Raw genomic sequence first — 14,267 nt, 5'->3', positions numbered from 1 at the left:
TATGCGTTTGGTCATGATTTTGTTGCTGCTCTTGACGTTGACGGGCTGTCCTGGCAATGCGGTGGTTTCACCCGCACAGGAATGGGAGGGGATGATCTTTCAGATTGAAACCCGCCCCCCAATTGTTGAGCCAGGCATGATTGAGTTTTTGGTAGTGGCTGACCGGGGAAAGCGTCGCGCAGAGGATTTATTCGTGAATCTCCGTATTGGGTCTAGCGGTCGCTGGACGCAGGCGATACAGGACGGCCATGTCGGTGTATACCGACGGGCAGTGCTAGTAAACGATCCATTGCAGGATGAACTAAACGTTTATGTCCGCTGGCAGGGCAAAGAGACTGTGCTGGTTTTCCCGTTGGATTTTGCCGTGCCCAAGTAAGTCCGGCTGCAATTTAAAGTTTTTCTAGATATTTATTACTTGAGATAGGGGATTGTTTGCACGTTTATTGCTGCCTGTCACGCAAGAAACGGAACTGGCCCTCGAAAATCAATTAAACCCAGGATATTAGCGGTACAACGTATTGAAGATCGATGTAGGCCAGCCGATCACTAAGGGACGCACCCGGTAACGGGTGAATAAGAGCGAAACGGGGTGGAGCCATGCGGCCAGGGACTAATCAAGTCAAATCAATTGTTGTGATCAACAGCAAAGGCGGGGCTGGCAAGACGACATTGTCGACCAATCTTGCGGGATACTACGCCGGCCATGGACGTGTGACTGCGCTCAAGGATTATGATCCACAGGCTTCCAGTCTGGATTGGCTGAATCATCGACCACATACACGTGAACCAATCTATGGCGTAAACGCGGCGAAGACAACGGGTGTGAGCACTCGGAGCTGGCAAATGCGGATACCGCCCAATGTTGAGCAGCTTATTGTAGATTGTCCCGCAGGTGTTGATTTGCAGCGCATGGAACACGAGTTGTGCACTGCCAACGCCATATTAATTCCCGTTATGCCATCGCCAGTAGATATTCGCGCTGCGGCCATGTTTATTTATAATTTGAACAAATTTTTAGGTAAGTATCGCTGCAAGGGGAAGGTGGCCGCGGTGGCCAGTCGGGTGACGGCAAAATGCTCGGCTTATACGGCGTTGGTGCGGATTTTCGATAATCTCGAGATACCGCTGGTAGCGAGTCTGAAAGAGTCTGATAACTACATCCACGCCGCTGAGCACGGATTGAGTATCATGGAAATGGACGGCGAATCCGCCCGAGAAGATCAAAAGTACATGCTGCCGCTCATCGCTTGGTTGGAAGGCGCGCATCTGCCTACCAGGGATGGTGTGCGCTCACAGTTGTTCGCTGTGGGCGGTTATCCCAAAAACATCTGATAAACCGGGTTGTCGGATTCGAACCAATAGTTGTAGCCCAGTTCATCAAGAAACTCGTTAAATTCTCCCCGCTCGTCATCGGGCACCTGTATGCCGACCAGCACGCGACCGTACGCTGCGCCGTGATTGCGGTAATGGAACATGCTGATGTTCCAGCGCTGGCCCATCTGGGTTAAAAAGCGCAGCAGTGCGCCGGGACGTTCGGGAAACTCAAAGCGGTATACCAGTTCATCTTTGACCTGCTGTGCATGGCCACCCACCATGTAGCGAATGTGCAGCTTGGCCATTTCATTGTCAGACAGATCAAGCACGGAATAATTGGCTTCGGCGAGCTTTTCCAGCAGGCGCTCTTTTTCTTTGGCACCTTCGCGCAGTTGCACACCAGCAAACACGGTAGCTTGCTGCTTGTCGGCAAAACGGTAATTGAACTCGGTAATGCTGCGCTGGCCGATTTGGTGGCAGAAGCGGCGGAAGCTGCCGGGCTGTTCTGGAATGGTGACGGCCAGCAGGGCTTCGCCTTGCTCACCCAAATCGGCGCGCTCAGCAACGTGGCGCAGACGATCAAAATTCATATTGGCGCCACTGGCGATGGCGATCAGGTTTTGGCCGGTGATGCCGCTGCGCTGGACATATTTTTTCAGGCCGGCTATGGACAACGCACCAGCGGGTTCGACGATGGAGCGGGTGTCGTCGAACATGTGTTTGATGGCCGCGCAGATTTCATCGGTGGTACACAGGATGACCTCATCCACGGTATCGCGGCAAATGCGGAAAGGTTCTTCGCCTACCTGACGCACGGCAACGCCATCGGCAAAAATACCCACCTGATCCAGAATTACCCGTTTCCCGGCCTGCATCGCGGCATATAGACAGCCCGCATCCTCGGGTTCGACACCGATGATTTTGACCTGGGGATAGAGTTGTTTGACGTAGGCAGCAACCCCGGCAATCAATCCGCCGCCGCCGACCGGGACAAAGATGGCGTGAATGGGATCTGGGTGCTGGCGCAAAATCTCCATGGCAACCGTTCCCTGCCCGGCAATGACCTGGGGGTCATCGTAGGGGTGAATGAACGTGAGTTGCTGCTCATCGGCGATTTGCCTGGCGTATTCGTAGGCCTCGTCATAGGCGCTGCCATGTAGCACCACTTTGGCGCCCATGTTGCGCACGGCGTTGATCTTGATGGCGGGTGTGGTTTTGGGCATGACGATGGTGGCTTCTATCCCCAGCCGCTGACTGGCCAGAGCGACACCCTGGGCGTGGTTGCCTGCCGATGCGGCAATGACGCCTTTGGCGCGGTCTGCTTCGGTCAGGTGCGCCATTTTGTTGTAGGCGCCACGCAGCTTGAAGGAAAACACGGGCTGCAGGTCTTCGCGTTTGAGCAGTACACGGTTGTTCAGCCGGGTGGACAGGGCCTTGGCGTAGTCCAGAGGGGTCTCGATGGCCACGTCGTACACACGGGCGCGCAGGATGTTTTGCAGGTAACTTGAAATCATAGGCGCAACACTACCAGAAATGCGGGGTTTAAGTAAGCGTCCAACGGGCCCAAGTTGCTGAAAGATCAGCGGCTAACGCTGGAATTGTGCGCCCGGACCCTTCTTTATGAGGCGGCTCTCAGGTATCCTTGGTGCAAACAATTCGCTCGAATTATGGGCGAAGACCCAAGGAGTAGATGATGACACAAGATGACAAGAAAAAAGCGGCGGCCCAGGCAGCCCTGGCCTATGTAAAACCCGGCGCCATTGTGGGTGTGGGAACAGGCTCGACAGTGAATTATTTCATAGATGCCCTGGCCAGCATGAAGGGTTCTATTGAGGCGGCGGTATCCAGCTCCGAGGCTTCTACCAAGCGGTTGAAGTCGCACGGCATTCCCGTTGAAGACCTGAACATGGTTAGTCGTATGGCGGTGTATGTTGATGGCGCGGATGAAATCACCGAGCACATGCACATGATCAAAGGCGGCGGCGGTGCGCTGACCCGTGAAAAAATCGTGGCTGCGGTTGCCGACAAATTTATTTGTATCGCTGACGACACCAAACTGGTGCCGATGCTGGGCAAGTTCCCTCTGCCGGTTGAAGTCATCCCCATGGCGCGTAGCTATGTCGCACGGGAAATTGTCAAAATGGGCGGTAATCCGGTGTATCGGGAAGGGGTTGTTACCGACAACGGCAACGTGATTCTGGACGTACACGGCTGGCAGATTCTCAATCCAGTGGAGATGGAAACCAAGCTGAACCAGATCGTCGGTGTTGTTACCAATGGCTTGTTTGCCTGTCGCGGTGCCAACGTGCTGCTGATGGGTTGCGATGATGGGGTTAAGACCCTGACTGCTTAACGGCAGGAGGACAGCGCGATGACGCGTACGCTGATCATTATCGGAGCTGTCCTGATCGTGGTTGGTTTGCTCTGGCCCTGGATACAAAAACTGGGGCTGGGCAGGCTGCCCGGCGACATCGTCATCGAAAAAGAAAATGCCCGATTCTACTTCCCGGTAGTGACCTCGCTGATTATCAGTATTATTCTTTCACTCATTTTCTGGTTATTTCGCAAATAGGGCTAGGCGGCCATGAAAAAGTGGGTGTTGCTGCTGTGCATCCTGATGTTGCCGGTGACGTCTGCACAGGCGAAGAAAAATCCCTGGAATGTCGGTCAGCCACGTCATGTGGAGTTGGAGTATCGTCAAGGCAGCACGATGGGAGTGAGCAGCGTTTTTAGCGGCATCAATCTGCTGTTTAATACCGGCTGGGTAAAAGGCGGTACGGTTAGCATCGGCGTGCTCAATCAGCCGATCGAGCGAACCAGTCATGGTGTGACGCAGCGCGTTCAGCAATTTGCCTATGGCGGCCCGCGATTTAAGTTGGATTACCGCTTGGGGTCGCGCACTACTGCGGAGGTATTTGCGGTGGTGGGTGTGGGCAGCATCGATTATCGCGAGCAGGATGGGCTGCGCCAGCAACGCACTAACGGTATGGTCGCAGTGATGCACTCCGGAGTGCGCAGCTATTGGCAAGTGGATTCATTGGCATTGGGTTTGGGTATCAGCGGTATGTCGGTTAGCGTCGGTGATGGCTTGGACGGCGGACCCTACGCTGATCTGGTAGTAAGATATTATTGGTGAGCACTATGGTGAAGTTTTTGGCTGGGCCGGAGGCGACCCAGGAGCAGGCAGAGGCGGCGGCAGCGGCGTTGGGATGTCGCAGAGCGATCCCCATTATTCGGCGGGGCACGCCGTTGGGCTGGATTGGTCGAACCAACGATTTTAATCAAAGCAGCATTGCGCAGATGCGTCAGCGCTGGGGAAGTTCAGAAGGCATTTTTCTGCCGGGATTTTTTACTGCCGAGCTGACGGACTATCAGACCCCCATTAAAGAATCACTTCGCTTGATGAATGACATCCTGGATGACGAGGATGTTAACGATCTGTTGGATGCGCCGTATTACGCATCGCGATTGCAGGGCAAGTTTGAACTGTTGCAGGGCAGTTTTGATGAAAGCGACTTGCAGGAAATCGTGAAGATTGATGTCGATGCATTGGAAGACGATGACATCATCGCAGATGATTTGTGGATGAAATTCTCCTGGTTGTCCTATGAAGATGATGACCTGTCGTTGCGTTGCCGCATATCGTTTGGTCTGGAAGGCTACGAGGATGTGGCTGCGGACTGGCAGAAACAGCAATTGGCCGCCGATCTGACCGAAGCTATTTTTCCCGAGTCGAGTTTGATTTCCAGCAGCGAACCGATGCAGCGGTTGCTGGGCAAAATTATGGAAGTCGACAAAGTCGCTTATGTTGAACGCATTATTTATTTCAATGCGCCAAACGGCGGCGCGCAATTTCATCAGGACGTGGAGCGTGGTCATGCCGGCGTGGTGTTCGCGCAGTTGTATGGTTCCACGGCCTGGTTCTCCATTTCAAAAGCGCAATTGATGGATGAATTGGTTGCATTTTATCAAACCGATGCAGGTCGACAATTTATTGCGGCAGGTGCATGGGATGCGAAAGTTCGTGACGAATTCGTGAATGCATTGAGCAATCGTGATGCGCTGGCCGAAATGCTGGAGTGTCGCAATAACGATGCACTGGAGCATGCACTAAATCGCAGTCCCGGATTTTTCAAGCATCTGGTCGAGGCGGATTATGCTGATGTGCTTGATCCGGGCGATGTGATCTTGTTGCCGCAAAAAAGCGTTGCTGAATGCGCGTGGCACACGGTGTTTTGCGCAGATGATTATGCCGGTCACGCATTGTCGTTTGCTGTTCGTGAAGTGCCGCCTGGCGAATAAGCTGCCTGCGGTGAGCGGGTTGGTGGATGGAGATGAAATTGTGCAGCAAATACGTGAAGTGAGTAGCGAGTTGGTGCTGCACATTTCTGCCGCAGGCTTTCACTCGCTGCGGGCCAGGCGTAGTTTTACGGGCGGTGAAGTAGTGTGTAGTTTCTCCGCCAGGCAGGATGTAGCCCATCCCACCTATTTCTCGCTGCAAGTTGACGATGACAGACACATCGAGCTTTTTCCCGAATATTTGCAGTATCTCAACCATAGCTGTGCACCCAGTGTATTTCTCGATGTCGTTCGTGGCCTGATCATCGCGTTGGGCGCGATTGCTGAAGGCGACGAAATAACCTTTTTTTACCCTGCTACCGAGTGGCGCATGACACAAGCATTTGAGTGTCAGTGTCGCACCAATGAATGTTTGGGCGTGATTCGCGGTGCGGCAACCTTGCCTAAGGATGTGCTGGCACGTTACACCCTTGCGCCACACGTGCAGCGCAAACTTGCGGCGCGAAATGCCGTGAGCAAGTCATGAGCTGGCAGGCATACGCGCTGATTTCAACCTTCCTGTACGGATTGTGGGGCGTGTTTGGCAAGTTGGCGGCGAATCACATTGGTTTCAAAAGTCTGTTTGTATACGACTGTCTGATGTTTGCGCTGGGTGGTTTGCTGGTGTACTGGTTGAATGATTTCGAGCTGGAAACCAATCCTCAAGGCGTTATTTTCAGTTTGCTGTACGGTTTAACCGGTATGGTGGCTACCTTGTTTTTTATCCTGGCGATAAGCAAAGGGCCGGTCTCGGTGATTACCGCAATTACGGCCATTTATCCGGTGGTGACGATTGCCATTGCGTTGCTGTTTTTGAATGAAGTGATCACGCTCAAGCAAGTCGCCGGTGCAGCGCTGGCGATGCTTGGCGTGATTTTAATGGTGATTTGATCGCTGCTATTTCTGCAGTCCTTCGACAGTGCGTACCCAGGGTTTGGACTTAATGGAGCTTGGCAGTTTTTTGCTCGCCTGTTCAGCGCTTGCGCGATCTTTGAATACTCCGTGCACGACAGTAAACCAGGGTTTGCCATCACGCGTGCCGGTCAGATAAATCGATTGTTTATCCAGCTTGTGTTCGCTGATGAATTGTTTGATTGCGGCCTCGTTGCTGCCGGCGCTCAACTGCACAGTGAAATAGCCACGCGGAGCTTTGCGAAACTTCTCGGCGGTCAAAGGACCGTTTTGTGCCGGTTCGCTCTTAGGCTCCGGTTTTTTAGCCGCAGGTTCAGGTTTTGGTTCGGGCTTTTTCTCGGGAATGCTCGCAACCATTGGCGTGTTTGTTTGCGGCTCTGGTTTTGCGGGCGCAGGCGGCTCTACGCGAGCGGGAGCAGCGGCTGGCACGGTGGGCGGAGCGGCGGCAACATCAGGCTGACTGGCGTTGGCAGCAACGTCGCCATCGGTAAACTCCACGGCTGATGGCATGAGTGGCGAAATGGGTTGCGGCGCATCGTCAGCAGATGCCTGATCAAAAGAATTTTTTACTTCGCCATCTTTGATGCTGATGGTGTGGCGCTGCGCGGCTGCATCGCCACCTTGTGCCGGCAGTGCCAATTCGGTGGTTACGCGATCGGGATCGATTTCGGTTTCGGTTGCCACGTTGTCGATTTGCTCGGGCGTTGATGGCGACTGGTCGAACAAAAACAGTGAGACGACAAACGTCACCGCCAGCGCTGAAGCGATGATGGGCATGAGACCCAGTTCTTTCTTGCCCTGTTTTTTGGCGGAAGTAGCAGACGATTTTGCAGGTGCGCCCAAAACTCGGTTGGCCAGATCATTGATGCGCGGAATCAGTCCGCCGGATTTTTCAAAAATGCTGCGCACGGTCGCTGGATCGAACAGGTGGCTGTCGGTGTTGTCCATGTGCTGCAGGCAGTGGCGAATGTAGTCACTGGTTTCTTTTTCGCCCAGGCGTGGCAGTACAATGTTGTTGATTTGTTCTTCTTTGTTTTCCTGTGCAGCGTGTTTAATGGCTTGATCCAGTGGCTTGGGCAGGTGTTCGCCAAACATGACCAGCCGGATCAGAGCGGGCAATCCTTGATGACGGATGCCAAGATCGCTGATCAATGCGCACTGGTTTTTGTCGAGTTCCTCGGCGTTGTCAATTACCAGCAATCCAATCTGGCCGCTTTTGCGCAGATCTTCGAGTTGTTGAACGATGAGTTCAATTGCCGGCGCCTGGCGCGATGGTTGGCTGAAACCAAGGTCAACGGATAATTTACTGAGCAGGTCGTTGGTGTTTTTGATGACGGCAGCATCAATGACGCAGACACGCCAAGTGGATTTTTTGTTGTGCAAAAAGCGGTATTTGAGCAGCGAAGTTTTACCGACGCCGTTGATGCCCTGGACAAACAAAATGAGTTTGGTGAAGTCGATCAGATGCGCCATTTTTTTGCTGATGGCATCACGTTCGCCATCGAGAAAAAAGGCGATGTCGGCCATGTTGTCGCGAAACATGCTTAAACGGTGGGTAATGTTGGGTGTGGGCACAGTGGCTCCTTAGCGCGGTTCGTTTTGACCCTGCACGAATACAACGCGGTAGCCGCGTTTGCATTGTGCGTCACGGGTTTCTTCCAGTGCGGCCACGGCGGTGTCGTGGTCGTCATAGTGTTCGAGTTTGACTCTGCCGGATGCGCCTACGTGTCCCCATTCTTTGGTGACAATCCAGCCGGCCAACAAATCGCGCTCGAGATAGATCTGATAAAAGCGAGGTGGCTGATCGGAGGTCGGCGGTGTTTGCATGTAGATGCGCATGCGCTGAGTTCTATCCTAGGTCAATTGTAAGGGTTCAAACAATCGTTGATATTCCTTGATGGCATATCTGTCCGTCATGCCGGCAATGTAATCGGCAACGACACGGGCACGGCCGTCGCGCCCTTGCTGCTGTTCCGCCTGGTTGGCCAGCCGTTGATGTTCGTGAGGCAGTAAATGAATGTCGTCCATCAGTGCGGTGAACAGGCTTTGGACAATGTGCTTGGCCTTGGTGGTCATGCGGTACACCCGGTAGTGGGAGTACAGATTATGCCGCAGAAAACGCTTCAGCAGCTGTGTTTGTTCGCGAATAGCGGGACTGAAGCCGACCAGCGGCTGTTTGGCATTGCGTACGTCATCGATATTGAGGGGGGCGCAGTCGCGCAAATTTTGGCTGGTGGTGGCGACCAGGTCATTGACTACTTCGTTGATCATGCGGCGCACGGTTTCGTGAATGGTGCGGCGCTCAGACACGTCGGGATAACGGCTGACCACGGCATCGTAGTGGCGACGGAACAGTTCAATTTCGCGTAATTGGGTTGGGGTGATTAATTTGCTGCGCAGACCGTCATCGACGTCGTGATTGTTGTAGGCGATTTCATCGGCAAAGTTGGCCAGTTGCGCTTCCAGGCCGGGTTGTTTGCCCAGCAAAAAACGTTCGCCAAGGTTGCCGAGTTGTTTGGCATTGGTTTGCGAGCAATGTTTGAGTATGCCTTCGCGGGTTTCAAAGGTGAGATTGAGTCCCTCGAAATCCGCGTATTTTTGTTCCAGTTGATCGACCACGCGCAGCGACTGCAGGTTGTGCTCAAAACCGCCATACTGTTTCATGCTGTCGTTCAGCGCGTCCTGGCCGGCGTGACCAAATGGCGTGTGGCCAAGGTCATGTGCCAGCGCAATCGCTTCGGTCAGATCTTCGTTGAGGCTCAGCACGCGGGCAATGGCGCGACCAATTTGCGCCACTTCAATGGAATGCGTGAGGCGAGTGCGAAACAGATCGCCTTCGTGATTAACGAAAACCTGGGTTTTGTACTCCAGGCGGCGAAAGGCAGTGCTATGGACGATGCGGTCGCGGTCGCGTTGATACTCGCTACGAAAACCCGGATGAGGTTCGCTGAATTGTCGGCCTTTGGAATGTTGCTCGTGGGCGGCGTAACTGGCCAGATTTTGCATCAGGCACCCAATTTCTGGCCGGAAACGGCGTGGTGGGCATCCAGAGATTGACGCAGTGTGGCCATTGGATAGTCGGCTGTGACTACGGATTCGCCGATGGCCTTGAGCAGCACCAAGCGGATCTGGCCGCCGAGTGCTTTTTTGTCGCGACTCATCAGCTCGATAAATTTGTCGGTGGTGAGTTTGGCTGGTGCGCGGGTGGGCAGGCTGGCCTTGTCGATCAGGTTGTCGATACGCATAACGTCGGTTTCGCTGAGCCAGCCCAGACGCATGGACATTTCGGCGGCAATCAACATACCGCAGGCAACCGCTTCGCCGTGCAGCCATTCGCCATAACCCATGCCGGTTTCAATGGCGTGGCCAAAAGTATGACCAAGATTGAGCAGAGCGCGTCGGCCATTTTCGCGTTCGTCGGAGGCAACAATCTCGGCTTTGTCAGCGCACGACCGCTCAATGGCGTAGCTCAGTGCCTGTGGCTCGCGCGCCAGCAGCGCATCCATGTTTTGTTCAAGCCAGTCGGTGAAGGGCGCGTCGCCCAGCAGGCCGTATTTGATGACCTCGGCAATGCCGGCGGACAGTTCGCGATCATCCAGGGTGTTGAGGGTGTCGGTGTCGGCAATGACGCACTGCGGCTGATGAAAGGCGCCAATCATATTTTTGCCAAGCGGATGGTTCACGCCGGTTTTGCCGCCGACCGAGCTGTCCACCTGCGAAAGCAGGGTGGTAGGAATCTGGATGAAATTAACGCCGCGCTGATAAGTGGCAGCGGCGTAGCCGGTCATGTCGCCAATGACGCCGCCACCCAAAGCGATGAGTGTGCAGCTGCGGTCGAAGGTGTTTTCCAGCAAGGCGCTGTAAATCTCGTTGAGCACGGTGAGATTTTTATATTTTTCGCCATCGGGCAGGATGACTTCGGTGACCTGAAATCCATCGAGCATGCTACGAACTTTGGCCAGGTACAGCGGCGCAACGGTGGTGTTGCTGACGATCATGACCTGTTTGCCTTTGATGTAGGGGCGAATCAGTGAGGCATTGCCCAATAATTTGGGACCAATGAAAATTGGGTAACTACGGTCACCCAGCTCGACGTTTAGCGTTTTCATGTGCATGCTCTCGATGGTTGGATTTACAGCATAAAATCTATAAGGTGGGGGTGCAAGCTCCCCGTTGCTAGACGCTGGCTCTGTATTTTTGAATTTGTCGTAGCAGCAGTCGGATGGTATCGCGCAGGCAGTGCTCGCCGGTGTCAAATTCGATGTCGGCGATTTCCTGGTAGAAAGGTTTGCGCGCCTGAAATATTTGTTCCAGCTTCTGTTTGGGATTGTCGGTTTGCAACAATGGGCGGTTACGATCCTTGGATGTGCGCTCGAACAGTTGATCGATGTCGGCGTGCAGAAATACCACGGTGCCGCGTTCAGCCAGGTAACGACGATTTTGTTCGCTGATCACTGCGCCGCCGCCGGTGGCAAGAATGACCCGGTCAAGCTGGGTGAGTTCATCAATGGCCAGGGTTTCGCGTTGGCGAAAACCGGCTTCGCCTTCTACTTCGAAGATTAAAGGGATGGTGGCACCCGTGCGTTCTTCGACGACCTTGTCGCTGTCGATAAACTGATACCCCAGATGTTGCGCCAGTTGTAAGCCGATGGTTGTTTTGCCCACGCCCATGGGGCCAATGAGAAAAATACGTTCTGCTGCGTACTTGGATGTTGGTGTGTTCATGAACGAATGCTAGGTTGCGATGGCTGTATTGTACTAAAGCGCTGCCTTGCTGGGCAGTACAAAAACAACCTTAATGATGGCATGGGATAAAATCTGCAGGTTGGCAATATTTTTACGTATCTTGTTGAAAAATAAAAAATTTGTCTTAAATTCGATGAGTTGTACGGCTATCCTATTGTTTCACAAGGAAAATATGATCTTTTTCCCTGCAAAATCGACAAATATGTATAGACTGATGACTGTGCACTCTTCCTGGCTTGACTTGCGTTGGCGATTAACCGCTATATTAGCTGGGTGTGGGTGGATGGTGGCCGGTGAATTCAGTCAATTTTTTGCAAATTCCAGGATGGATATGCCAATGACGCGTTGTGTCGCCGGTGTGACATGCACGGTTTTTCCCAGAACGTTGGAAAAGCTAACTTGCCCGTTTTTTGCAAGGGGTTAAATGGCGCCTATATGTATCTGGATGTACGAATTAAATGATAAAGCTAAAAACAGCGATTAAATGGGGTATCCGCGCCACTGGTGCAGCGGTTGTACTCGGGGTTATTGGGGTAGTGGGCGCTTACATGTATATTGAGCCCCGCTTGCCGGAAACCTCGGTTCTGAAAGATACTCGCTACCAGGTCCCTTTGCGTGTGTATACCGCTGACGGCAAACTGATGGCGGAGTTTGGTGAAAAGCGCCGTCAGCCGCTCAAATACAACGAAATCCCTGAGGATATGATTCACGCGGTGTTGGGGGCCGAAGACGATCGTTATTTCGAACACCCGGGCGTGGATTACCAGGGCTTGTTGCGGGCGGTCGGCTTGCTGGTGCTGACGGGCGAAAAAATGCAGGGTGGCAGTACCATTACCATGCAGGTAGCGCGTAACTTCTTCCTCAGTCGCGAAAAGACTTTTTTGCGCAAGTTCAGCGAAATTTTATTGGCGCTGAAAATCGAAGATGAGCTGACCAAGGAAGAGATCCTTGAGCTCTACCTGAACAAAATTTATCTGGGCAACCGTGCGTATGGCGTGGGTGCTGCAGCGCAAATTTATTACGGCAAGCCACTCAATGAATTGAACTTGGCGCAGATGGCGATGATTGCCGGACTGCCCAAAGCGCCTTCCCGCTTTAATCCCATTGTTAATCCAGAACGTTCCAAGCTGCGTCGCGATTATGTGCTTAAGCGTATGCACGATCTGAAAAACATCAGCGATGAGCAGTATGCGGCAGCAATCAAAGAGCCTGTGACTGCCCGATTGCATGGTTTGGCCGCAGAAATAGAAGCTCCCTACGCAGCAGAAATGGTGCGTGCGCAGATGGTTGCGCGGTTTGGCGAGGAAGCGGCCTATACCGAGGGCTATCGCGTCTACACCACTATTGATTCGCGTTTGCAGCTACAGGCGAATCGTTCGTTGCGCTACAACTTGCTTGCTTACGAAGAGCGTCATGGCTATCGCGGCCCAGAAGATCACGTCAATTTGCTCGAGATGGGGGAGATGGACGAGCTGGATAAAGTGATCAAGCTGCGCCCCGATGTTTCGTTGTTGCAACCTGGAGTGGTGTTGCAGGTGAACGAAAAGGATGCCTACGTTTACATCGGTGATGGACATATTGCACATTTGTGCTGGAAAGGTATTCAGTGGGCAGCTCCCTACAAGGACGGCAATTATCCTGGGCCTGCGCCGAAGACTGCGGCTGATGTGTTGGCCGAAGGCGACGTGATTCGTGTGTACGACGCGGGCGGTGGTAAGTGGAGTCTGGGGCAGATTCCTGAAGTTGAGGGCGCGTTGGTGTCGTTGCGCTCAAAAGACGGTGGCATGATCAGTGTGGTTGGTGGCTATGATTTTGATCGCAGTAAATTCAATCGTGCTGATCAGGCATTGCGCCAGCCGGGTTCGAATTTCAAACCGTTTGTGTATGCCGCCGCCTTGGAAAAGGGCTATACCGCTGCGACGATTATTAACGATGCTCCTGTTGTGTTTGAAGATTCGGGATTGGAAGACACTTGGCGTCCAGAAAACTACAGCGGCCAATTCTTCGGCCCGACGCGTTTCCGCGAGGCGTTGGTGACTTCTCGCAACCTGGTATCGATCCGTATTCTGCGCTCCATTGGCGTGCAGTATGCCTTGGAGTATACGAAACGATTTGGGTTTGATCCGGCGCATTTGCCGCATGATTTGTCGCTGGCGTTGGGGAGCGCCTCGGTGACGCCGCTGCAAATTGCCAAGGGATATGCCGTGTTTTCAAACGGCGGTTTTGCGGTTGAGCCTTACCTGATAACTCGAATTGAGGATGGCGATGGCAAGGTGCTGTATACCGCAAACCCGGCGGTTGTGTGTGATCGTTGCGAGAAGAATGATGCGAATAGCGATGATTCCGCTGAACTTGCAGCTGCAGGCTCTGTTGTTGCGCCGACGGCGGCCAAGTCAGGCAGCGTTGTGCGTGAAGGTGTAGTAGCGCAGGGCAATCGGCCAAACCATGCGCCACGGGTAGTGAGTCCGGAAGTTGCGTACATCATGGATACAATTATGCGCGATATCGTGCAGCGTGGTACGGCGACGCGAGCCAAGGTGTTGGGGCGTAATGATTTGGCGGGTAAAACCGGTACAACCAACGATCAGCGCGATGCATGGTTCTCCGGGTTTAACGGCGAAATTGTGACGACGGCCTGGGTTGGTTTTGATCGCCCGCATCCGCTGGGTGATGCTGAGTCCGGTGCCCGGGCGGCGTTGCCTATGTGGATTAGCTATATGCGCGAAGCGCTTAATGGTCGGCCAGAAACTCCTCTGACTCAGCCACCTGGTGTTGTGACGGTGCGTGTTGATCCGGAAACCGGTTTGTTGGCGGACAGCAGTGTGGCCGATGCGATTTATGAAGTATTCCTTGAGGAAAACGTACCGAAGCGGAAGTCGGACGGTCATCAAGGTGGAAACAGCCCGGCAGAAAATGATTCGGGTGGAGATATACCCCAACTGTTCTGAGAGGTCGTC

15 protein-coding genes are annotated in these 14,267 nt (G+C 53.4%); 9 read left to right on the top strand and 6 right to left on the bottom strand.

All coding sequences use genetic code 11. The annotated features are described in order from the left end of the window. Position 1: 1 nt before the first annotated feature. Both OEW58_02840 and OEW58_02835 read left to right on the top strand, forming a co-directional pair. Positions 2-376 carry a hypothetical protein gene (locus tag OEW58_02840; protein MDH5300282.1) on the top strand — a complete coding sequence of 125 codons (375 nt, stop codon included), beginning with the start codon at positions 2-4 and terminating at the stop codon, positions 374-376. 221 nt (positions 377-597) lie between these two features. After that, complete coding sequence (locus OEW58_02835) at positions 598-1,332, top strand: AAA family ATPase (protein ID MDH5300281.1); 735 nt, start codon at positions 598-600, stop codon at positions 1,330-1,332. On the opposite strand, the gene ilvA is transcribed toward OEW58_02835, so the two are convergent. Further along, the gene (gene ilvA / locus OEW58_02830) at positions 1,314-2,828 is read right to left on the bottom strand and encodes a threonine ammonia-lyase, biosynthetic (protein ID MDH5300280.1); all 1,515 of its coding nucleotides are present in this window, start codon (positions 2,826-2,828) and stop codon (positions 1,314-1,316) included. The two genes, OEW58_02835 and ilvA, sit on opposite strands and share 19 nt — an antisense overlap. A 179-nt stretch (positions 2,829-3,007) precedes the next feature. Between ilvA and rpiA the strand changes: the two genes are divergently transcribed. Genes rpiA through OEW58_02800 form a run of 6 tightly spaced genes read left to right on the top strand, consistent with a single transcriptional unit; the run spans position 3,008 to position 6,543 of the window. Continuing rightward, positions 3,008-3,667: a ribose-5-phosphate isomerase RpiA gene (gene rpiA, locus OEW58_02825; GenBank protein MDH5300279.1), complete on the top strand. Its 660-nt coding sequence runs from the start codon at positions 3,008-3,010 to the stop codon at positions 3,665-3,667. 18 nt (positions 3,668-3,685) lie between these two features. Continuing rightward, positions 3,686-3,886, top strand: a complete 201-nt coding sequence (locus OEW58_02820; GenBank protein MDH5300278.1) for a DUF2905 domain-containing protein — start codon at positions 3,686-3,688, stop codon at positions 3,884-3,886. 12 nt (positions 3,887-3,898) lie between these two features. Beyond that, positions 3,899-4,450 (top strand): hypothetical protein, encoded by a 552-nt coding sequence (locus OEW58_02815; GenBank protein ID MDH5300277.1) that lies wholly within the window; start codon positions 3,899-3,901, stop codon positions 4,448-4,450. 5 nt (positions 4,451-4,455) lie between these two features. After that, positions 4,456-5,616 (top strand): hypothetical protein, encoded by a 1,161-nt coding sequence (locus OEW58_02810; GenBank protein MDH5300276.1) that lies wholly within the window; start codon positions 4,456-4,458, stop codon positions 5,614-5,616. Then, positions 5,564-6,139 (top strand): SET domain-containing protein, encoded by a 576-nt coding sequence (locus OEW58_02805; GenBank protein ID MDH5300275.1) that lies wholly within the window; start codon positions 5,564-5,566, stop codon positions 6,137-6,139. The genes OEW58_02810 and OEW58_02805 overlap by 53 nt, the downstream gene beginning before the upstream one ends. Continuing rightward, a complete protein-coding gene (locus OEW58_02800; GenBank protein MDH5300274.1) occupies positions 6,136-6,543 on the top strand; it encodes an EamA family transporter in 408 nt (135 codons plus the stop codon). Before OEW58_02805 ends, OEW58_02800 begins: the two co-directional genes overlap by 4 nt. Positions 6,544-6,549: 6 nt before the next feature. Here OEW58_02800 and OEW58_02795 read toward each other — a convergent pair whose 3' ends face one another. The 5 genes from OEW58_02795 to OEW58_02775 form a co-directional block, all read right to left on the bottom strand. Next, on the bottom strand, positions 6,550-8,139 hold the full coding sequence (locus tag OEW58_02795) for an SPOR domain-containing protein (protein ID MDH5300273.1): 1,590 nt from the start codon (positions 8,137-8,139) through the stop codon (positions 6,550-6,552). A gap of 9 nt (positions 8,140-8,148) precedes the next feature. Beyond that, entirely contained in the window at positions 8,149-8,403 is a 255-nt protein-coding gene (locus OEW58_02790; protein MDH5300272.1) for a WGR domain-containing protein, read from the bottom strand. Positions 8,404-8,418: 15 nt separating this feature from the next. Beyond that, complete coding sequence (locus tag OEW58_02785; GenBank protein MDH5300271.1) at positions 8,419-9,570, bottom strand: deoxyguanosinetriphosphate triphosphohydrolase; 1,152 nt, start codon at positions 9,568-9,570, stop codon at positions 8,419-8,421. Next, positions 9,570-10,673 carry a 3-dehydroquinate synthase gene (aroB, locus tag OEW58_02780; GenBank protein ID MDH5300270.1) on the bottom strand — a complete coding sequence of 368 codons (1,104 nt, stop codon included), beginning with the start codon at positions 10,671-10,673 and terminating at the stop codon, positions 9,570-9,572. Before aroB ends, OEW58_02785 begins: the two co-directional genes overlap by 1 nt. 67 nt (positions 10,674-10,740) lie before the next feature. Next, on the bottom strand, positions 10,741-11,289 hold the full coding sequence (locus tag OEW58_02775) for a shikimate kinase (protein MDH5300269.1): 549 nt from the start codon (positions 11,287-11,289) through the stop codon (positions 10,741-10,743). A 479-nt stretch (positions 11,290-11,768) separates the two neighbouring features. Between OEW58_02775 and OEW58_02770 the strand changes: the two genes are divergently transcribed. Then, entirely contained in the window at positions 11,769-14,258 is a 2,490-nt protein-coding gene (locus OEW58_02770; protein ID MDH5300268.1) for a penicillin-binding protein 1A, read from the top strand. Positions 14,259-14,267 lie beyond the last annotated feature (9 nt).

Source organism: Gammaproteobacteria bacterium (genome assembly GCA_029884425.1).
Taxonomy (GTDB): Bacteria; Pseudomonadota; Gammaproteobacteria; order S012-40; family S012-40; genus JAOUHV01.
This window is presented reverse-complemented; position numbering and strand designations above follow the sequence as displayed.